We start from the raw sequence: 21,845 nt of genomic DNA, 5'->3' as shown, positions 1-21,845 counted from the left end.
CCTGATAATCTGAGTAATAGATTATTAAAATTTATATAAATCAATTAGATTCATGAAGTCTTTTTATCTTTTTTAACTTATTTTATAACTATTAAAGAACTGTTAAAATAAAACTGATACAATAATCTCTATAATTGATATTAATTTAACATCTCTTTAAGAAAGAAATTAATAGTATTTTCTATCTATTTTTAACAATCTTTATCGAAAAAACACTAATTTCACAATATCAAAACGAAAATTTAGTTTAATGAATTCAAAAATCATCTCAAATGGAATTCTAAGATCGCTTGGAATTATTATTGGAAGTGCCGTTTTTTTATACTTTTTATATCGAATCCAAAGCGTCATCATTTATATTGCAATCGCAGCAGTCTTATCCTTAATAGGTTACCCAATTATTAGATTTTTAAAACGAAGATTAAAATTCCCAAATACTCTAGCAGTAATTTGTACAATTTTGATTTTTGTCATCATAATTTCAGGACTGATCAGCCTATTTATTCCATTAGTTGTCAAACAGGGACAAAATTTATCGCTCCTCGATATAAATCAGTTTGAAAAAAACATCGAAGGACTATTAAGTCAAATCAATGAATATTTCAAATCTATCAATATCAATCTTTTAGATGAAATCCACAATAATGTAGATGTTGTAAATAATATAAAATTCATTCCAAGCCTAATAAACTCTATCATTGGAACGATTGGAAACTTTAGTATCGGACTTTTCTCTGTTATTTTCATTGCATTTTTCTTTATGAAAGACAGTTCCATCATGACCGAATCTATTTTTGTATTAGTCAATGATAAAAGCAAATTAAAACTACAGAAATCATTAAATACCATTAAAAATTTACTTTCGAGATATTTCATAGGGTTAGTTTTTCAGATCTCCATACTTTTTGTGATTTACACCACAACACTACTAATTTTTGGAGTCGAAAATGCCTTTGTTATCGCCGTTCTTTGTGCAATTCTTAACCTTGTACCTTACATCGGTCCGCTTATCGGAGGAATTTTAATGATTTTCTTAACGATGAGTAGTTTTATCGGTTTAGATTTCAACACTGTAATTTTACCAAAAACACTTTACGTTCTTACAGGTTATTTATTTGCACAATTAATCGATAATTTCCTAAGCCAACCACTGATTTTCTCTAACAGTGTACGCTCACATCCATTGGAAATTTTCCTAATCATCATCATCGGAGGAATTCTTTTCGGAGTTGTAGGAATGGTCGTTGCAGTACCAACTTACACAGCAATCAAAGTAATTTTAAAAGAATTTTTATCCGAAAACAAAATCGTAAAAAAACTAACAAAAGATATTTAAATTTTGGAGCTTCCCTGTTCCAAAGAACAGGTCGGGCTTTCCGCTATATCTTTTTTGCTAAAGCAGCAGAATGAAGAAAAGCAAAAAAGGATGCCGCTCCAATCCCTAAGCCGAAAACACATCAAAAGAAACTCTCCAATTTTCAGGGGAGTTTCTTTTTTAAAAGCAATTTCTATTTAACTTAATAATTTAACTGTATTTTTGCAGTAGAAAACTTTTTAAATATAAATATTGAAAACAACATTTTTACAAACTGATATTCAGAAGTTTATTCAAGACAATTTAAACCAAGACACAAAAAAACTGATTTTCAAGAAAAGTCCGTTTGAAAACGTGACGATGCAAGAAATTGTAAATCAAATTATTTGTAAGAAAAAAGCAAAAACAAAAATCCCTATTTGGTTTGAAACTGAAAATATCATTTTTCCAAACAAATTGAATCTAGAACAAAGTTCTTCTGAAAAAACAGCAGAATACAAAGCAAACCTGGTTTCAGGTGATTCAATTATTGACTTAACTGGTGGTTTTGGAATTGATTGTTATTATTTTTCAAAAAAATGTAAAAATGTTTTTCATTGCGAATTGAATTCAGAACTTTCAGAAATTGTAACACATAATTTTAAAGTTTTAAAAGCAAGCAATATTCAAACAATAAATCAGGATAGTTTAGAATATTTAAAAACCGCTCTAAAATTCGATTGGATTTACATCGACCCATCTCGTAGAAATGATGCTAAAGGAAAAGTTTTCTTATTAGCCGATTGTCTTCCAAATGTTCCAGAAAATTTAGATTTACTTTTCGAACATTCGGATAAAATTTTAATCAAAACTTCTCCTATTTTAGATTTACAAAGTGCAATAAATGAACTTCAATATGTTACCGAAATTCATATTGTAGCTTTAGAAAATGAAGTAAAAGAATTACTTTTTATTTTGGAGAAAAAAGAAACTTCTTTAGAAATAAAAACAATAAACCTAACTAAAAAAGGAAATGAATATTTTGATTTTAATTGGGAAAAAGAAGCTTTTGCAATTTATGATTTACCTAAAAAATATTTATACGAACCAAATACGGCTATCCTAAAATCTGGTGGATTTAAACAAATCAGTGAGCAACTTTCTTTAGATAAATTACACCAAAACAGTCATCTTTACACATCTGATAAGCTGATTGATTTTCCTGGTAGAACTTTTGAGATTGAGCAAATTATTCCTTATCAAAAAAAGGTATTGAAAAAACTTTTACCAGAAAAAAAAGCAAACATCACGACAAGAAATTTCCCAGAAACGGTAGCACAAATACGTAAAAAAACAGGAATCAAAGATGGTGGAAATACCTATTTATTTTTCACTACAGACCTAAATGAAAAACCTTGTATTTTAGTATGTAAAAAAATAAGCTAGAGATAAATTCTCTAGCTTATCAAGTAAAACGTTATGGGGTCGTCTACTTATACCTCTCGGTATTTTTATGTATTGGACTACTAAATTATAACTTTAATAAGTAATGAACTTTCAGTTTTGGAAAAGATTAACCTAATAAACTGTTATATTTTCCGTTAACTTTTAATTATTAAAACTAGAAGTTAAAACTCCCTATAAAAACTGTTAATTATTAGCAATAGACGTAATAATTACGTATTTATTTCGTCCTTTTACAAATCATTTTTTAGTTAACATTTGATAATAAGATTTTTCTTAAATTTACGTGCTAAAATAAGTTTACATGCAAACTTCAACTTACGAAGGAATAAAGGTAACAGCAACTAGCAATAAACTTGTTCAAGACAACTTAGTCATCGAGGCTGCACTTCAAATTAATATTAACGGAGAACCTTATACTGTTGTAATGCGAACACCAGATCATGATGAAGATTTGATACGAGGATTGCTGTATGCTGAAGATATTTATAAAAAGAAAGAAAAATTGGAGATTCGTTTGGTTTCTGAAGAAGACAACGGATTTTCGGTTTATGACGTCATTGTCCCTAAAGAAAAACTTGGAAAAGGGTATTTAAATAAAAGAACTTTACTATCAGTTTCTTCTTGTGGAATTTGTGGAAAACAAAAACTTGACGATATAACTTTAAAAGGAAATTCTCTAAACATTAAACAAACTCTGAATGCGTCTAAAATCAAGGAGATGTTTGATGAAATGGGAGAAAAACAACTATTATTTAAAAACACTGGTGGAAGTCATGCTGCTTCGATTTTTAATAAAAATAAAGAACTAATCACGATTCGCGAGGATATTGGTAGACACAATGCTGTTGATAAAGCAGTTGGTTCTTTAATTGAAAATCAAAACTTGAAAGAAGCAAACTACCTTTTAGTTAGTGGTCGAGTTTCTTATGAAATTATTTCCAAAGCTTTTATAGCTAAAATTCCTGTAATTATAGCAGTTTCTGCTTGTTCTTCTCTTGCTGTTGATTATGCAAAAGAATTCGGAATTTGTCTGATTGGATTTACAAGAGACGAAAAACTAACTATTTATGCAACTCCAAACCATATAAAATTTTAACCCAAAGATGAGCGACAAAAATAAACCACATGCACAACCACCTGAGGAATATACAGGTATAGAATTCACAAAAGTTCCTAAAACTGCTGCTGGAGTAAAAGCAGTAAAATCAGCATTAACTCATATCAAAGATGAAGTTGGTGTTGTAAAAGGAATTGAACTTTTAGCAAAATTAAACCAAAAAGATGGTTTTGATTGCCCAGGATGTGCTTGGCCTGATCCAGATGAAAAGAGAGCTTTCTTAGCAGAATATTGTGAGAATGGAGCAAAAGCTGTTGCGGAAGAAGCTACAAAAGAACGTGTAACTCCAATGTTTTTCGCTACACATACTGTAGAATCTCTTTCTGAATTATCAGATTATGAATTAGGAAAAAAAGGAAGAATTACACATCCGATGTATTTAAAAGAAGGGGCTTCAAACTATGAAGAAATTTCTTGGAAGGATGCTTTCCAATTAATCGGAAAAGAATTAAACAGTTTAAATTCTCCAGATGAGGCAATTTTCTATACTTCTGGAAGAACTAGTAACGAAGCGGCTTTTCTTTATCAATTATTCGTTCGTCAATTTGGGACAAACAATCTTCCTGATTGTTCTAATATGTGTCATGAATCTAGTGGAGCTGGACTTTCTGAAACTTTAGGAATAGGGAAAGGTTCGGTTACTTTAGATGATTTTAACCATGCAGATTTAGTGATTGTTATGGGGCAAAATCCTGGAACAAATCACCCAAGAATGCTTAGTGCTTTAAAAGAAACTAAGAAAAATGGTGGAAAAATCATGTCTGTGAATCCTTTAGAGGAAGTTGGATTAATCAACTTTACAGATCCTCAAAATCCATTAAACTGGTTTGGAGATGGAACACATTTGACAGATTTATATTTACAAGTAAAAATTAATGGAGATGTTGCTTTATTGAAAGCAATCATGCTTTTACTTTTAGAGGAAGAAGAAAAAAACCCTGGAACTGTTTTCGATCATAAATTCATTGAAGAACACACAAAAGGGTATGAAGATTTCATTTCAGATTTAAAGAAATATTCTTTCGAAGAATTAGTTCCACAAACTGGAATTGAAGAAGCAAAAATCCGTGAGGCTGCACAAATGGTTTTAGAAAATAAAAACATCATCATTTGTTGGGCAATGGGATTAACACAACATAAAAACGGAGTAGATAATATTCGTGAGGTTGTGAATTTACTTTTATTAAAAGGAAGTATTGGAAAAAAAGGAGCTGGAACCTGCCCTGTTCGTGGTCACTCAAATGTTCAGGGAGACAGAACGATGGGAATTTGGGAAAAACCAAAAGAAGGTTTCTTAGCGAATTTAGATAAAGAATTTGGTTTCACTGCGCCAAGAAAGCATGGTTATGATGTTGTAGAGGCAATTGAAGCTATGCATGAAAATAAAGCAAAAGTTTTCTTCGGAATGGGTGGAAACTTTATTTCTGCAACTCCAGATACAGAGTTTACCGGAGATGCTTTAAGAAAATGTAATTTAACAGTACATGTTTCTACAAAATTAAATCGTTCGCACCTAATTCATGGAAAAGAAGCATTGATTTTACCTTGTATTGGAAGAACTGAAAAAGACATGCAAGAAAGTGGATCGCAATTTGTTTCTGTTGAAAATTCTATGGGAGTTGTACACCAATCGCATGGAGATTTAAAACCTCTTTCAGATCAATTATTAAGTGAACCTGCAATTGTTGCTGGATTGGCGGAAGCTACACTTAAAGATTCAAAAGTAGAATGGAGCAAATTAGTTTCTAATTATGATTTAATTCGTAATAAAATTGAAGCAACAATTCCTGGTTTTGAAAATTATAATGAAAGAGTTCGTATCAAAGGTGGATTCTATTTACCAAATAATGCGAGAGCAAAAGACTTCAAACCAACACATACTGGAAAAGCGAACTTCACAATCAATAAACCATCTGAAATTGTTTTAGAAAAAGATCAATTCTTGATGATGACTATCAGAACACATGATCAATACAATACGACAATTTATGGTTTAGATGATCGTTATCGTGGAGTTTTACATGAAAGACGTGTGGTTTTCATGAATATGGAAGACATGCAAGAAATGGGATTAAAGAAATTAGACGAAGTAGATTTAAAAAGTCACTTCCACGGAGAAGTTCGTGAAGCACATAAATTCTTAGTAATTCCTTGTTCGATTCCAAGAAGATGTACTGCAACATATTTCCCTGAAACGAATGTTTTAGTACCGATTAGAAGTAAAGCGGATATTAGTAATACTCCTACTTCGAAAACTATTATTATGACAATTCATAAAACTGGAAATAATAAATATGCTTAGTCTTTTAGGAATTGTAAATATCATTTTAGGTGGAATTATCCTTTTAGTTGCTTTCAAAGTAATTAATCCATTTAAAAAAAGAAACAATAAAAAGTTAGAGGAAGAATGGTATCAACAAAATGGAAAATTGATGAAAATCCTTGGATTCGTCATTATTCTTTTTGGTCTATTAAATACTTTCTAAGCTTTTAGAAACATATTTTACAAAAGGTTATTTCTTCATTGAGATAACCTTTTTTTATTATTTTTGGGTAAAATTTAATCTCGCTATGAAAAAACTTTTACTCATTATCCCTTTGTTTTTTATTTTTTCTTGTGAAAAAGAAATTCCTACTCTTCCGGATCCTTGTGAAAATAGTGTTGAAATAGTTGAAGAAAAAATCAAAGGTGGTTCTATTTTACAAACTTGGCAACTAGCAGATGCATTTTATAATTTACAACTGAAAGAAAAAACAAACGCAAATTGGATTGCACTTACTCCACTTATCAGCATAAATAAATCGGGAGAAAATACACCTTCAAAACCTTATAAATTTCCGACACATGATGAAGTTTATAAAATGCATGAAATTATCAAAAATGTTCGACTAAACGGAATTGAAAATATTATGATCAAACCATTGACAGCTTTTTGGTCTGTTGATGGAGGTCATTATTGGGTCGATTTTCATGTAAAATCAGAAGAAGAATGGGAAGAAATAGAAGCTGCATATGAAGAATTTTATTATGGTTTTGCTGAGCTTTCTGTTATTTATCCAGAATTTAAACTTTTATCTATTGGAAATGAATTAAAAGAATTTTCTAGAAGAAGACCTGCTTTTTTTTCTAGATTGGCAAAACGAATTAAAACGGATTTTCCGAATTTAAAACTTACTTATAGCTCTAACTGGGATGAGTTTTCTCACGTAGAATTTTGGGGAGATTTAGATTACATTGGAGTGAATTCTTATTTTCCGTTGATTAATAAAAAAACACCTTCTGTGGAAGATGTAGAAAAAGGTTATGCACCGGTAAAGGAAAAATTACAAGAATTTAGCTGTACGTACCAAAAACCTGTTTTGTTTACAGAATATGGTTTTCGTAGTATTGATTATGCTGCATGGAAACATTGGGAACTTCCAGAATTTTCTGACAATGTAAATTTTGAAGCACAAAATAATGGTTATATAGGCTTTTATAATACTTTTTGGGAAGAAGATTGGATGCATGGCGGTTTTTTCTGGGAATGGTATTTTGGTTCTATTCCAGATGAAAACAAAACTACTTGGATTGTTAATAATAAGCCTGTTGAAGAAATTATAAAAAACGTTTACAAAAATTAAACATATTGATAATTAAATATTTATAATTTTGATTTAAATTTAATATTTCTCTATATTTGTGTGAAAATTTAACAAAATACACAAAAAAATGGGATTATTTGACTCAATCAAAAAAGCAGCGAATTTCATCACAGGAAATAGTGCTGATGTAAGAATATATTTAAATCCGGATGTAGATACAAAAATCAACGGAAGCTTACCTTTAGTAATCAAAGTTCGTGTAAAAGATAGTGAAATCAATATGAATCACTTATATCTAAAAGTTCGTGCTAGTGAATATGTAGATGTTTCAAAAGTAGAGTACGAAATGGAAGATGGAGAATTAGAAAGAGATGTAGAAACTATCAGAAAATCTACGGAAACTTATAAAAATTCATACGAAGTAACAGGAATGCAAACTTTAGAAGCAAATACAGAATATACTTTCGAATATGATTGCCCGATTCCTCACAATGTTCCTTTAACATACCGTGGTGTACATGCAAGACACGAGTGGGAATTTTATGCTGGTGTAGACTGTGCAGGAAATGATCCAGATTCAGGATGGAATGCAATTGAAATTAGATAACATCTATTTACATTATATATTTTTAAAACAGCTTCCTATTCAGGGGGCTGTTTTTTTAAATACATATTTTTTCATTCATTTTCTCTTTATCAACAAATGTAAACGAAAATGAAGTTTTCTCATTCTAATTTTGTCTCAAATTAAAAACATATATAGAATGAAAAAAGAAACATTAATTAAACTACCATATTGGATCGGAATTGTATTAGATGCTATTATCGGATTTATAATTTTAATTCCTTCACTTTACAGTAGTACAATTGGTCAAGGAGTTGTTTTAGATTTACAAGGAAAACTAAATACTTCTGTTGGAGGTTTATTCATTTTCAGTTGGACATTTCTTTTAATTTGGGCTTTAAAAAATCCATATGAAAGAAGAATTATTGGATTATTAACTGCTGTTCCAGTTTTATTAGGTCTTGTAATTATTAATTTAATATCATTTATCAATGGAAATCCTTTAGGTATCATTTTCGTGGTAAAATTATCAATTACAATGATTTTATTTATTGTTAGCTATTATTTAGCAGGAAAAAAATTGGAAGCTGTTAATCAATTTTAAAGTATCTTAGAGATAAAGTAATTTAAAATTAGTTTCCTAAAAATTCCTTTCATTATGAAAAGCTATCCAATCAAAACATTAAATGATTCTTTACATAAAACTAATGTTTTAAAACAAAATGAATTTTTCTTAAAACAAGGAGAACCTTGTATTAAAATTGGAAAAGTGATGAAAGGAATTCTAAGAGGATTCGTTTATAACAATGATGGAGAAGAAATTACAACTCATTTTTATCAAGAAGGAGATATGATTGTAGGAAGTTATATTCCTAATGTAAATATTTCTATGTCTATCGAGGCTTTGAGTGATTGTGAAATTTCTGTTGCAAATTATTCAGAAGTCATGTCACAGGTAAATAAAAATAGAGAAATAACAAAAATAATCACTAATGAATTTCAAAAGTTAAACAATCAACTTCAGACAAGATTAGTATCTCTTTTAAATTTGAATGCACTAGACAAATACAAACATTTTTTAGATGATTATCCAGGTTTATTAAATCGAATTCCTCATTATTATATTGCACAATACTTAGGTATTACACCAACTCAGCTTAGTAGGATTCGAAAAGAATTTATCAACAAATGTAAATGAACTCTTTAATTTTCTAATTTAATTTTGTGTTTATTATTTGAAATTTAAAACATGAATTCACATTATCAATTATCAGATCAAGAGTTTGAAAATCAATTCTCAAACTGCACTATAGATCCAAAAATATTTAGTCATGAAGCTCATATTCGTTTAGCTTGGATTTATATTAAAAAATATGGTTTAGAAGAAGCTAAAAACAAATACACATTTCAACTTAAAAACTTAACTGTTTTTCTTGGAGCAACCTCAAAATATAATCATACTGTTACTATTATAGCTATGAGGATTATTCATAAACTAATTGAAAATAAAGAAAATCTTGATTTCAAAAACTTCATAAATCAAAACCCTGAATTAAATACTGATTTCAAAAACTTAATTAATAATCATTATAGTTTTGATGTTTTCAAAAATGATTTGGCGAAAACTTCTTTTATTGAACCTGATTTAATTTATTAAATATCAAAGTAACAAGAATAAGATTTAATACATTTTTTATAAAATCTTATTCTTGTTAAAGTTTGATTGTAATTAGCTACTAAATTTTAAACCTATCATCTATTCTTTATAATTTAAAAGCAACTCTCTTAATTTTATAAGATTAGGATGTTCTGGCTCTCTTTTCAAACTTTCATTAGTCTTTTTCAATAATTCTTTAATTTGAACAGCTGAAAGCTCTTTTATTCTATCTTGAAAATAATAATCACTTTCAAATTCAAACTCTCCACCAGAATAAACCATTGAATGACTCGCATCTACCTCAGCTAAATCTATAAATGAACTTATAGTTTTATAACAATGTACTTGCTCTCCTTTTCCTTCAATATCCCCAAAAACACTTATAATATGAAACTTATGTTCTTTAAAGGATTTTATCTCTGGATACTTTTTTATTAAAAAATTAAAAGCCTCAACAGCTTCTAAATAATCTTTTTTTTCGTCTGTATCCGTTTGTGGATAATCTATAATTGTCAATCCATTCGAACCTAACTCATTATATAAAGGGTTTTCATCCAAAAAAGATTTAAATATTTTCCAATCTTCTTTATCTTCTAAACTTGGCCCATATGAGAAAGGTTTTACTCCTAAAAATGTTTTAGAAATTGATAAATCATTTATTAATACATCATAATAAGAATTATAAATTAAATCAGAATATTTTTTATTTATTTTTTTTAAAGCTTTTTTATTTTTCTTAGAGATCTTCATAGAAAGAAGTCCATTCTTCAAATCTAATTTCAGTAATTTAAAATATAAAGTTTCTTCCCGATTCATTTTTTTAATTTTCAAAACCGAATCTACTTGTACTTTTACATTTTCTAAATCTTTTTTCATCGTATCGTAATTCTTAAAACCAAAAGGAACAATCTCTACGAGGTGTCTTTTTGCTCCTATTTTTATATTGAATAAAGATTCTGGATACTTGGCTAAATACTCTTTTTTATATTTACGAAAATAAAACTCATCTTTTGTTACAAGCGCAATCCAATATTTTATTTCTAAAGCTTCTTTTTGAGTAATTTTATTTTCATTTAATTTTTTAACTAAGAACTCATAAGACTTTTTCTTTCCGTTAACCATATGTTCAAACAAACTTATAGACATAACAGAAATATTATCATCTCTTTTAACTTCCTCATTTTTAAACTCTATAGCCTTATGATAATCTTTATATTTTCCACATGTTAAACCAATCATTTTATTTACTCTAAAAGAATCTTCTAAACAATTGATACTTCGTTTATAAACTAATTGTGCATAAATACTATTACTAATTAACACAAGTAAAACTAAAAAGTACTTTTTCATAATTTATTTTTTTAATGTTCTACAAAAATATAATTTATATCAAATTTTCTAACAATAATTTTCATCGTACTACACGAAAACCATTATTAGAGAAAGAAGCTTCACGATGGACTGTTCCCAAATCTATAGAATTAAAAAAACCACAAGCATAAATAGAACACCACCAAGAACCTCCTCTAGTATTTATAATTTCTTTTGAAAAAAAGAATTCATCTTTATCTAAACAAAACTCAAAAACATTTCCATAAACATCATATAATCCGATTGGATTTGGTTTATAACTTCCAACTGGTGAAGTTGTAATAGCATCTTCTTTTTCATCTACAAAAAGATGATTTTTACCACGCCAAATATTTCCATGTTCGAAAATTTCTTCTCCTTTTTCTCCAAAATATTGGAATTGAAATTTTGAACCTCCTCTCGATGCAACTTCCCATTGTTCTATCGTTGGAAGCTCTACTCCTCTCCACTGACAATACATTTTTGCATCTACATAACTTATACATGTTACAGGATGCGACATTTTATCTTCAATCCCTCCTTGAGATTTTCCATTTGGAAAACGCCAATATGCTGTAGAATCTTTCACCCATTCGAACTCGTTTAAACCAACTCTAAAAACCATCGCATCTTCTCTCTTTTCTGCTAAAGTCACATATCCTGTTTCTTCTACAAAAATTCCAAATTCGCGATTGGTAATTTCATATTTACTTATTTCAAAAGGTTCTAACTTTACTTTTCGAGCTGGATTTTGAGAATGATTTTTTTCTCCAATTTCATATTCCCCACCTTCTACTCTGACAAATTTTGATGGAGATTTTATTTTATATTGATAATAATCTTCTGCAAATTTCACAATCTGATTATAATTCTTCCAAGTAAAAGGAATTGTTCTATCTCTTAAAGTTCTATTATTGAATTCTACGGAATCATCTATAACATATAAATCTTTGTAAATCTGAGATTCTTTAAAAGGTTTATAATCATTTTTCATTAGCAAACATAAAACAGTCATTATATTAGGATCTTTCCTTTCTTTTTGATTTTCAGAAATTTTCAGTAAATCTGGTATTAACTCAAATGCATCCAAATCTACAATCAAATGTTTTAGATTTTCTGTAGATATATTTTTATTTAAAAAGCATTCTTATATCAATTCAATAGAAATCTCCTTATGTTTTTTTAACTTTTCTAATTGTCGTGTACTTGTAACAAAAGAAAAATTTATAGACTTTAAAAAAGGTACTATTTTTTGAAATCTATTCTCAGGATAAAAACTTATATAGCAGGATTGATTAAAAGATTCAGGTATAAAAAGAGCATAAACAAAATGTTCTTTTGGAGTTAAATTATGAAAAGCTTTTTCACTTAAATGTATTCCTTCTTCAATAAGGTACCATCCTATTGTATCTCGTTCAGAATTTTTGATTTTCTCTTCAATTTCAGGATAGCAACTTTTATAAGTTGATACTGATTCAGTAATAATTTTATTAGTCTCTTTATAATAATTATTTACATATTCATCTACACTTTGAGCAAACAAACCCAAAGAACAATAAAACAGTAAAAAAGCAATTTTTAATTTCATATCTTAATTTTTAATTTGAAGTTTTAAACTGATAATAATCTTCTGCAAATTTCACAATCTGATTATAATTTTTCCAAGTAAAAGGAATTGTTCTATCTCTTAAAGTTCTTTTATTGAATTCTACTGAATCGTCTATAACATACAAATCTTTGTAAATCTGAGATTCTTTAAAAGGTTTGTAGTCATCTTTCATCAAAAGACAAAAAAGCGTTAAAATATCTTGATCAACATTTGGCTTTTTTTGCTTTTTTAATATTTCTATCAGTTTTGGTATTATCTCAAAACATTCTATTTTAAGAATAAGTCTACGAAACTCATTACTAATATTTTTTTTATTTTCTAAACATTCTTTTAAATAAAAAACAGTATTATCTCTATACTTATTGAGCATTTCAGACTGTCTTTCACTTATTAAAAAAACATCATCAGAATGTTCTAAATATGGTAGAATTTTAGTTTTATTAACCTTAAATACTTTTTTATCATCACTTTTATTCACAAAACAAGACTGTCTAGAATAATGATTTTCTGGGAACTGAGTTGCAAATACAAAATATTCTTTTGGTGTTAACTTTATAAATACCGAATCTGGAAGATTTAAATTCATATTATACATCCATTCATTTATATCTTCTTTTTTAGCATAACTAATTAATCTCTGCTCAACATCTTCAAAACATCTATTTTGATCACTGAAAAAATACCAATCAAAAGCTTTTTCTGTAGTATCCTTTTTAAAATCATTTACATCAGGAATAACTGGATCAGCTAATGTAAAATATTTATCTTCTGATGAATTCACATATTCATCTTCACTTTGAGCAAACAAACTCAAAGAACAATAAAACAGTAAAAAAGCAATTTTTAATTTCATATTTTTTTATCATTAAACTTAAACACCTAATTAATACATTTCTAAACCATTATCTTCCTTTATATGAAATGAAAGCACCCTACCTATATCATCTAACATCATATGTTCTTTATGATTTTCTGGATTATATATTACATATTGATTCAAATCACTCAAATAATTTCCTGCAAAATATTTCATCATTTCTATAATATATTTTTCATCTTCAATTTTAAAACTAAAAGTCATTTCATAATATTCATATAATTTTTCATTCTCCTCTGAAGATAATATCTTTTCTTTTTTATATTTTACTAGTGTTGCCTTTGTAATATGCCATTTTTTATATTTATGATAATCTGCAATACCATCTTTTATCTGATAATAGAAAAGAAGAATAGACAAAAAAATCATGAAGATAAAACCAACAAAAACAACTTTTGAAGGAGAATTGGTCATCCCAACAATTCTAGAAATTTCAGGATAATCTGAATTATATTCAATCAAAATTTCATCTCCTTTTTTTTGTCGTCTAAACATTGTCGTAAACGAAGTCCAGACATAGTCTTTTCCATTTACATTATAATAATATTCATATTTTGTATAATCACTTTGTAGAAAAAAGATATTATCGGTTAGATAAGTTTCTAAAACTTCTGCCTTTGTTCTTTTTGAATTTTCATCTAAATAATATCCTGCTTTAAAATCTACATCTTGATAAGCTACAAACGTTTTATAAATAGAAAATAATAGTATAAAAATTGTTAGATAAATATATTTATTTCTAAAAACTATATGTCGTTTCGTGCTTTTACTAAGTTTAATCTGCATTTTTTTATTTTATTTCTTTAATAAGTCTATCTGTTCTTTGAAATAAACTTTATCATCTTCTGTGTTTGCTTTTGAAAATGCTTTTTCATAATATTTTATCGCATTTTTTTTGTCATTTATATTCTTATAGATATGTGCAATATTGTTCAAAATAACAATATCATCAGGATTGATTTTCTCTGCTTTAAACAAATAAGGCAATCCTTCATCAAATTTTCCAGCAAACATGTACGAAACTGCTATATTTGATAAACTCTCTATATGATTTGGATAATATTTTAAAATCTCTTCAGAAATTTCTCTCATATTCAGCAATAAATCATCTCTTTCTGTATTGAACAACATATTTTGATAAGACTGTATGGAAGATAAAAGCATATCTTTTCCATTTTCTACTTTTTCATTATTTGTCCAAGTCCATTCATTATTATTTTTAGATGAATATTTCACAATCTTGATAATTTCATCTGTAAAATCTCTCCAGTTTTCTACTTCACTCAAAGAGTGAATTTTACCAAAAGTCATATCCAATCTATTCGGATACAATTTAATTCCTTCATTAATTTTATGTATTGCTTTATCAAAATCTGAAGAATCATACAAAACTCTACTTCCTATAAAACCTACCTGATTTTTTAAAGAATCAACTATAGCAAGTCCTTCTTTTCCATTACCTCCTGATTCTAGCGAAAGAACTTCTTGTCTTTTTTTGAATAAATAATAATTAAAATAATGTGTGTAAAGCTCCGGATCTTTCGGATTTTCTTTTTCCCAATTTTGCAGAACTTTCAACTGATTAACAGTATCTTTTTCTTTAAAATATTTAGAAAATTCTTCTTGATAATTTTGAGCAAATAAAAATTGCGCTGACAAAATTGATACAGCAAATAATAGTAATTTTTTCATTTTGATTTTATTTTTAGTTAAATAGTTTTTTTCAAACTATATCATATTCGAAATCTAATAAGAAAATTTGTTTAATCTAAATCATATCTCTAGCTTCTCTAAAAAAAGGGATTTGATTATCAATAAATAATTATATAAAATAAATCGTGATACTATTTATTCAAACTTGTCTTGTTTAAAAAAAGACAACATAAATAAAATAAAACCAACAAAAGCAGTCACAATATATTTAATGGTAAATGATACTAAAGAAGCTTGATTTCTAAATTTATTTGTAATTTCTCTTACAACAAAATCACTTTGGTTCCTAGAAGCACTTCCAATTTCATCAATAATAAAAGCAAAAAGTGCCATAAGAATAAGGCAAATCCCTACTTTCTTAAACAAAAAAAGTATTTTCATAGGTAAAGATTTTATTTCTCCATTCAGTTTTCCAAAAAATGTTTTACTAAATAAAAATGCTTCAAAAAAGACTCCTAAACAAAAAGAAAAAAACAGTAGGATAACAAAATTCCCTAAACTCTCAAATCGATTAAAATTAACATAACTACTCAGAAAAAAGAAAATAATAAGACCTGGAATAAAATAGGTTAGAAATTTATCAAATAAAATTTCTTCTAAAAATTGTTTCATTTTCATAACGTATCTGTTTAATAATTTGGCCAAAAATATAGCTTTTTAACAAAAAAAAGACGCTTTCTGATCCAGAAAACGCCTTCAAAATTTAATTAAATTTAAAAACCTGAACTATTCAATAATCAATTCTTGAGAAAACAAACCTCTTTCAGAATTTATTTTTACGATATAAATTCCTTTAGCTAAAGAATTTAAATCGATTACTTGTCTTGTATTTTTTATTGAAAAATCTTGTGATAAAACTACTTCTCCTAACACAGAAAACAATTCAACTTTTTCAATAGTATTATTTCCTGAAATATGTAATTCCGAAGAAGCAGGATTTGGATACATTGTGATAGATTTATCCGTATTATAAGATTCTACACTTAAAGTTTTCACTTCTGTCTCGGCAGTATTTGTAACAACTGCATCGTTGAAATCAAAATAAATATCTGCCGTATTTTCAACGATATCTCCTTCTACTAATGAATCTAAAGTTTTTATCTGAAATAAAACATAACCGTTTCTTTCCTCTCCTTCAAAAGGTAGCATGATGTCTTCGAAAACAAATTCTAGCATATTCTCTTCATTTTTCATTATACATTCATGACTAGAATCAATCATTTTAACAGAAGAAATATCAAATTTTGTTATATCAATTTCATCTTCAATTCTGATATTCACTGCAGGAGAAGTTCCTTCATTTTCAAAACGAATTCTATAAGTCAAATAATCTCCAACGTTTTCCGTTTTCATAATATTTCCTTCCATACATGTTTTATCATTCGGGTCATAAGAATTTACAACTGTTTGTTCAATTTCATGTTCTTTTGTAACAACTTCGTCATTCTCATTTTCATAGATCATTTCTGTCTTAAAAGTTAATAAATCTCCTGAATTTAAAGGAGGTGAATCTTGTGGTGTGTTCATTTTTAATTCTATTTGTAATTCTTTAAACTCTAAAGGGTCTAAATCTTCAAAATTCCAAGTTAATACACCGTCTACATTTGAAGCTTGTAATGGGTTTGCAGAAATAAATTCCGCTGTTTCTGCATCAAAGTAAAATTTCAACTGACCAGACAAAGAAACATTTCCAGTATTCGCATAATAGACCTTATAAACACTATCAAAACCAGGTATAGGAGTTTCTCCCGTAATTATTAAATCTGTATCTGCAATGATGTTATTCGAATTTGCTGTAATACAAAAATCTTGAACTACTTGCATCTCATTTTCTGCTGTGGGGAAAGTAATCTGAAAATCACTTGGGCTAATTGTAAATAAATCTGGATTTTCTATTATAGGTGTAATCGTCCAATCACCATCTATAAGTGGGATTTCATAAAATTCTTCCAAATGAGAAATTATATAAAAGGAATTAGCTCCATCCGAAACTTCAAATTTTACAGAAGCTAAAATAGTATCATCAGCATCACAGCCATCATTTTCAGAATCAAATTGAAGACTTCCAGTAACAGCATACATCGAATCAAAAGCTTCATAAGAGCAAAACCAGTTTATCAAAATATTATTATCTGGATTTAAATCTATAATTCCTTGATAATAAGTCAGATTTTCAGCATCTACACACAAATAATCTATGGTAGCATTATTTACTAAAAAAGTATCTACTTGATTTCCATTATTTAAATAGATATTACTGTAGTTAGCTCCTTCTAAATTAAGTTTTTCTAAATTTATATTTGCTGAAAGGTCTAACTCTAATGTATTTTCATAGGAACCAATACTAAGCTCTTCTAGTAAAATATTATTAGATAAATCTATTTCTGACATACTTGTTTCAACAAGGTCTATTTTTTTTAATACTACTAAATTTGAGAGATCTATAAAATCTATAGAATCGATAATCAATGTCAAACTTTCTAAGTTTACATTTGCTGAAAGATCTAAATCAGACATACCTGTAAGATCAAGTTCTTCTAATAAAATATTATTTGATAAATCTATTTCTGAAATCGGACCACCTGTTATAGTCATTTTTTTTAATTGCAATAAATTAGAAACATCTATAGATTCTAAAGAATATGATATAATATTTAAAGTTTCTATATTTTCAAAATAACTAATTTCATCAAATTCAGAAAAATATCCTTGAATTTCTAAATGAATTACAGCCAAAGCTTCTGCTTCTGAAATTTCACCATCATTATCTGTATCTGCATCGGAATCAAAAACTCCATCTCCGTTTGTGTCTATACAATTTTGAGTTGTTAAAGCATCTTTTACTGCACTTTCAGCAAAAGTAATATTTTGAGAAAATAATATAGTTGTAAATAATATAAGTACAACACTAAAAAAGTATTTATTTTTCATATAAAAGCATGTTTAAAGTTAATATCTATAAGTTCTTAAGAATAAGATAAAGATATATATTAACAGTAGATTCTTTTTATTTAAATAGAAGATTATTAAATAAAGGTGTCTTATTTTATAAAAACCATGCCTTTCAAATTTTTATAAAAAGTTGACAAACACTATAAATTATACTATACTTTTTTATTATAAGTGGAAATACTAAATTTATAATTCTATAAGAGTTGTTTTATAAAACAACTATCTAGTTATTATAAAACAATTCGTATTTAAGAAGATTATAAGCAATTTTAATTAATGTAATTTATTTTTTAATAATGGGTAAATTTATAAAATCTTCTTAATCACACGAAGTTTATGTGTATGTTTTCTAAGGTCTACATTATAAATCCCACTATGATCCAATCTATCAATTCGCACTTTTCCATGTGCGTGAATGATATAATTATCTTTCATAATAATTCCCACATGCGTTATTTTTCCATCTTTATTATCAAAAAATGCTAAATCTCCTGGATCACTTTCTTCAATAAAACTCAACGCTTCTCCTTGTGTAGCTTGTTGCGAAGCATCTCTTAGTAATTTAGAGCCACAAAGCTTGTAAACCATTTGCGTAAAACCTGAACAATCAATTCCGAAAGGTGTTTTTCCTCCCCATAAATATGGACTATTCAAATATAAAAATGCAGTTTTAATGATATTTTCTCTCAAAACTTCTGAACCACTTCTCACCTTTCCTTCAAAAATATAAGTAGTATCATTAATAGATAACTGATTATTTTCAAAGTTTGGAAGAGTTGCTCCCAATGGAATTGTAGTTAAGTTTTGATCTTTATCAAAAATAAAATCGACCAATTCACCCGAAGTGTGAATTGGCGATTTTTCTAATGTATTATAAGTTTCTTTCGAAATTATTTCATATTGTTTATTATCAATCCAACCTTCATAATTATCATACGCAGTACGAACTTTACTCCATTTTTTACGTTGTTCTATAACCTTAAAATGTTCACCAAAAAGTATTTGAGACACCATTTCACTCTTATCATCAGGCTTGTCTCTCATTGGGATAATACTCAAATTACTAATAGCGTATTGCATATATATTCTTTGGATTGATTTTTTTTAATATAAATTAAATTCTTTCTAATACGATAGCACTAGCACCACCACCACCGTTACAAATTCCGGCAGCACCAATTTTCGCATCATTTTGCTCAAGTACACTTAATAAAGTAACAACGATTCTTGCTCCTGAACATCCTAGTGGGTGTCCTAAAGAAACAGCTCCTCCGTTTACATTTACTTTAGCAGCGTCTAATCCTAAAATTTTCATATTTGCTAATCCAACAACACTAAATGCTTCGTTGAACTCGAAATAATCTACATCATCTTGAGAAATTCCAGCTTTCTCTAATGCTTTTGGCATTGCCTTAGCAGGTGCAGTTGTAAACCACTCTGGCTCTTGTGCAGCATCAGCATATCCAGTTACTTTTGCAATTGGAGTTAATCCTAATTCAGCAGCTTTATCAGCACTCATTAAGATTACAGCAGCAGCACCATCATTTAATGTAGAAGCATTTGCAGCAGTTACTGTTCCTTCTTTTGAGAATGCAGGACGTAATGCAGGAATTTTTTCCATTTTCACGTTTGTATACTCCTCATCTTTAGAAACAACTACAGGCTCTCCTCTTCTTTGAGGAACCTCAACTGGCACAACTTCATTATCAAATTTCCCAGCTTCCCACGCAGCAGCAGATCTGTTATAAGACTCTACAGCGAAAGCATCTTGCTCTTCTCTTGAAATTTCATATTTAGTTGCACAAGAATCTGCACAAACTCCCATTAAGCTTTGAGAATAAACATCTGTTAATCCATCTTTGATTAATCCATCAACAGCATTGAAGTTTCCAAATTTATGTCCGTTTCTTCCATCAATATAATGAGGAACCATAGACATATTTTCCATTCCTCCAGCTACTACAACCTCAGCATCTCCAGCTTTAATAGCTTGAGCAGCTTGCATGATTGATTTCATCCCTGAAGAACATACTTTATTTACTGTTGTACAAGGTACATCTTGAGAAATTCCAGCAAAAATAGCAGCTTGACGAGCTGGTGCTTGTCCTACATTTGCTTGTAATACGTTTCCGAAAATTACTTCATCAACATGTTTTGCATCTAAATTGATTTTATCTAAAGCACCTTTAATAGCTGTTGCTCCTAACTTTGGCGCTGATACTGAAGATAATCCTCCTAAAAACTTTCCAAGTGGAGTTCTCGCAGCTGATACTATAACTACATCCTTCATTTTTTATATTATTTTGTGGTTTTATTTTTTGATACTGCGAAAATAAGACTTTTTTTGAAGATTTAATAGAAGTATAAACCTTTATAAGGTATTTTACCTTGAATCTTCAATCTCTTTTTTGGTTTAAAACTTAATATTTTGAAAAGAATCAAAATGAATTTTACAGTTTCGTGTCATTTTTCATATCGTCTTCATCTATGATTTTCTCAAATTAAAAGTCGAATTTTTAAAATCTAAATTTTAACACTTTCTAGACCTGTTATTTTTTTCTATTTTTTTAAGAATTAAACATTTAAACAAATCATTATTTCTAATTTTTTAAGATATATTTTGACATAAAAATATTAATTTCCTATTAAGATTTTTTTAACTTTTTCTCATTAATTTTTGGAACAGTTCTTTCCTTTTATGTCCTCGAAACTAAAAACTAATTTCAAAAACATTATGGTAAAAATTTCAAGTAAACTTTTAGTAACGTTAGGAATCGTTGGTTTAACCTTAGGATTCCAAGCATGTTCAGACGACGACACAACAGGAGAACCAGTAGTAGAAAATCCAGATAACCCAGATAATGGTGAAGATCCAAATAATGGAGAGGATCCAGACAACGGTGAAGATCCTGGAAATGGTGAAGACCCAGATAACGGAGAAGATCCTGATAACGGAAATCCAGATGATCCAGATACAGATCCAATTCCTGGAGATAATGGAAATTTAGTAGAGAATGGTCCAAATTCTTTCAATCAAACAGCATGGAGTGAAAATTATATCGCAGGAGGATTAAGTTCACCAGCTCAAGATTTCACTTTAAACACTCCAAATCCTATTTTATCAGAAACACCTGCAGGTGTTTATATGTCAAACGTACCTTTAACATTAGAAGTAGAAGATAGAAAACAATCAGATTGGTTTGCACATCGTGTTTTAAAATTCACAAATAGATCTAACGAAAACTTACATATTGATTCTGGGTTTTTAATTGTAAAAGCTCCTTCAGGATCTCCACTTTCTCACTCATTCTGGAATAGTAGATCTCCTTTCGGACATCCACAACAAGATTATGTTGAAGTAAAAATTGAAAACACTAATAACTCTTATTATATCGCAAGATTAGTTTTTCATGATGTAGGAGAAGATCAAAGAACTGCATATCCAAATCAACCTTTTGAGTATCGTTTAGGAATTCCTATTGATCCAAATGGAGGTTATCTTTCAGAAGAAGAAACTAAAAATTCAATCATTTTCATAGCTGATTTAAATGGTGAGAAAAACCAAGAATTGGTTGAAAAATATGGTTTAAAAAGATTCACAGATTAAAAATTTTAATTAGGTTCATATTCATTTCATTTTAGAAAAAAAGAGACTATTT

21 protein-coding genes are annotated in these 21,845 nt (G+C 28.3%); 11 read left to right on the top strand and 10 right to left on the bottom strand.

Features of this window, described 5'->3' with window-relative positions:
• Positions 1–250 precede the first annotated feature (250 nt).
• The 10 genes from I0K12_RS19010 (at position 251) to I0K12_RS18965 (ending at position 9,685) form a co-directional block, all read left to right on the top strand.
• Entirely contained in the window at positions 251–1,336 is a 1,086-nt protein-coding gene (locus I0K12_RS19010; RefSeq protein ID WP_196889734.1) for an AI-2E family transporter, read from the top strand.
• Positions 1,337–1,567: 231 nt separating this feature from the next.
• Positions 1,568–2,740 carry a class I SAM-dependent methyltransferase gene (locus I0K12_RS19005; protein WP_196889733.1) on the top strand — a complete coding sequence of 391 codons (1,173 nt, stop codon included), beginning with the start codon at positions 1,568–1,570 and terminating at the stop codon, positions 2,738–2,740.
• 322 nt (positions 2,741–3,062) lie between these two features.
• Positions 3,063–3,857: a formate dehydrogenase accessory sulfurtransferase FdhD gene (gene fdhD / locus I0K12_RS19000; RefSeq protein WP_196889732.1), complete on the top strand. Its 795-nt coding sequence runs from the start codon at positions 3,063–3,065 to the stop codon at positions 3,855–3,857.
• 7 nt (positions 3,858–3,864) lie between these two features.
• Complete coding sequence (locus tag I0K12_RS18995; RefSeq protein WP_196889731.1) at positions 3,865–6,180, top strand: FdhF/YdeP family oxidoreductase; 2,316 nt, start codon at positions 3,865–3,867, stop codon at positions 6,178–6,180.
• Complete coding sequence (locus I0K12_RS18990; RefSeq protein ID WP_196889730.1) at positions 6,173–6,364, top strand: hypothetical protein; 192 nt, start codon at positions 6,173–6,175, stop codon at positions 6,362–6,364. The genes I0K12_RS18995 and I0K12_RS18990 overlap by 8 nt, the downstream gene beginning before the upstream one ends.
• An 85-nt stretch (positions 6,365–6,449) precedes the next feature.
• A complete protein-coding gene (locus I0K12_RS18985; RefSeq protein WP_196889729.1) occupies positions 6,450–7,502 on the top strand; it encodes a glycoside hydrolase family 113 in 1,053 nt (350 codons plus the stop codon).
• Between the two features lie 88 nt (positions 7,503–7,590).
• Entirely contained in the window at positions 7,591–8,070 is a 480-nt protein-coding gene (locus I0K12_RS18980) for a sporulation protein (RefSeq protein ID WP_196889728.1), read from the top strand.
• Between the two features lie 157 nt (positions 8,071–8,227).
• Complete coding sequence (locus I0K12_RS18975) at positions 8,228–8,632, top strand: hypothetical protein (protein ID WP_196889727.1); 405 nt, start codon at positions 8,228–8,230, stop codon at positions 8,630–8,632.
• 54 nt (positions 8,633–8,686) lie between these two features.
• Positions 8,687–9,226, top strand: a complete 540-nt coding sequence (locus I0K12_RS18970) for a Crp/Fnr family transcriptional regulator (protein WP_196889726.1) — start codon at positions 8,687–8,689, stop codon at positions 9,224–9,226.
• 51 nt (positions 9,227–9,277) lie between these two features.
• Positions 9,278–9,685 (top strand): hypothetical protein, encoded by a 408-nt coding sequence (locus I0K12_RS18965; protein ID WP_196889725.1) that lies wholly within the window; start codon positions 9,278–9,280, stop codon positions 9,683–9,685.
• A 99-nt stretch (positions 9,686–9,784) separates the two neighbouring features.
• On the opposite strand, the gene I0K12_RS18960 is transcribed toward I0K12_RS18965, so the two are convergent.
• The 10 genes from I0K12_RS18960 to I0K12_RS18915 all read right to left on the bottom strand — a co-directional run bounded on the left by I0K12_RS18960 (position 9,785) and on the right by I0K12_RS18915 (position 20,476).
• Entirely contained in the window at positions 9,785–11,035 is a 1,251-nt protein-coding gene (locus I0K12_RS18960; protein WP_196889724.1) for a hypothetical protein, read from the bottom strand.
• 61 nt (positions 11,036–11,096) lie between these two features.
• The gene (locus I0K12_RS18955; protein WP_196889723.1) at positions 11,097–12,137 is read right to left on the bottom strand and encodes an SUMF1/EgtB/PvdO family nonheme iron enzyme; all 1,041 of its coding nucleotides are present in this window, start codon (positions 12,135–12,137) and stop codon (positions 11,097–11,099) included.
• A gap of 45 nt (positions 12,138–12,182) precedes the next feature.
• The gene (locus tag I0K12_RS18950) at positions 12,183–12,623 is read right to left on the bottom strand and encodes a hypothetical protein (RefSeq protein ID WP_196889722.1); all 441 of its coding nucleotides are present in this window, start codon (positions 12,621–12,623) and stop codon (positions 12,183–12,185) included.
• 10 nt (positions 12,624–12,633) lie between these two features.
• Positions 12,634–13,497, bottom strand: coding sequence for a hypothetical protein (locus tag I0K12_RS18945; RefSeq protein WP_196889721.1), 864 nt, complete (start codon positions 13,495–13,497; stop codon positions 12,634–12,636).
• A gap of 30 nt (positions 13,498–13,527) precedes the next feature.
• Positions 13,528–14,307, bottom strand: a complete 780-nt coding sequence (locus tag I0K12_RS18940; protein ID WP_196889720.1) for a hypothetical protein — start codon at positions 14,305–14,307, stop codon at positions 13,528–13,530.
• A gap of 9 nt (positions 14,308–14,316) precedes the next feature.
• Positions 14,317–15,213: a tetratricopeptide repeat protein gene (locus tag I0K12_RS18935; protein ID WP_196889719.1), complete on the bottom strand. Its 897-nt coding sequence runs from the start codon at positions 15,211–15,213 to the stop codon at positions 14,317–14,319.
• Positions 15,214–15,369: 156 nt separating this feature from the next.
• The gene (locus tag I0K12_RS22040; protein WP_231372806.1) at positions 15,370–15,615 is read right to left on the bottom strand and encodes a hypothetical protein; all 246 of its coding nucleotides are present in this window, start codon (positions 15,613–15,615) and stop codon (positions 15,370–15,372) included.
• Positions 15,616–15,960: 345 nt separating this feature from the next.
• Positions 15,961–18,165, bottom strand: coding sequence for a T9SS type A sorting domain-containing protein (locus I0K12_RS18925; protein ID WP_196889717.1), 2,205 nt, complete (start codon positions 18,163–18,165; stop codon positions 15,961–15,963).
• Positions 18,166–18,492: 327 nt separating this feature from the next.
• The gene (locus I0K12_RS18920; protein ID WP_196889716.1) at positions 18,493–19,266 is read right to left on the bottom strand and encodes a C40 family peptidase; all 774 of its coding nucleotides are present in this window, start codon (positions 19,264–19,266) and stop codon (positions 18,493–18,495) included.
• A gap of 34 nt (positions 19,267–19,300) precedes the next feature.
• Positions 19,301–20,476 carry an acetyl-CoA C-acyltransferase gene (locus I0K12_RS18915; RefSeq protein WP_196889715.1) on the bottom strand — a complete coding sequence of 392 codons (1,176 nt, stop codon included), beginning with the start codon at positions 20,474–20,476 and terminating at the stop codon, positions 19,301–19,303.
• A gap of 444 nt (positions 20,477–20,920) precedes the next feature.
• Here I0K12_RS18915 and I0K12_RS18910 point away from each other — a divergent pair, with 444 nt between their 5' ends.
• The gene (locus I0K12_RS18910; RefSeq protein WP_196889714.1) at positions 20,921–21,793 is read left to right on the top strand and encodes a hypothetical protein; all 873 of its coding nucleotides are present in this window, start codon (positions 20,921–20,923) and stop codon (positions 21,791–21,793) included.
• The last annotated feature ends 52 nt before the right edge of the window (positions 21,794–21,845 follow it).

This window comes from Aureivirga sp. CE67 (genome assembly GCF_015767245.1).
Lineage (GTDB): Bacteria > Bacteroidota > Bacteroidia > Flavobacteriales > Flavobacteriaceae > Aureivirga.
This window is presented reverse-complemented; position numbering and strand designations above follow the sequence as displayed.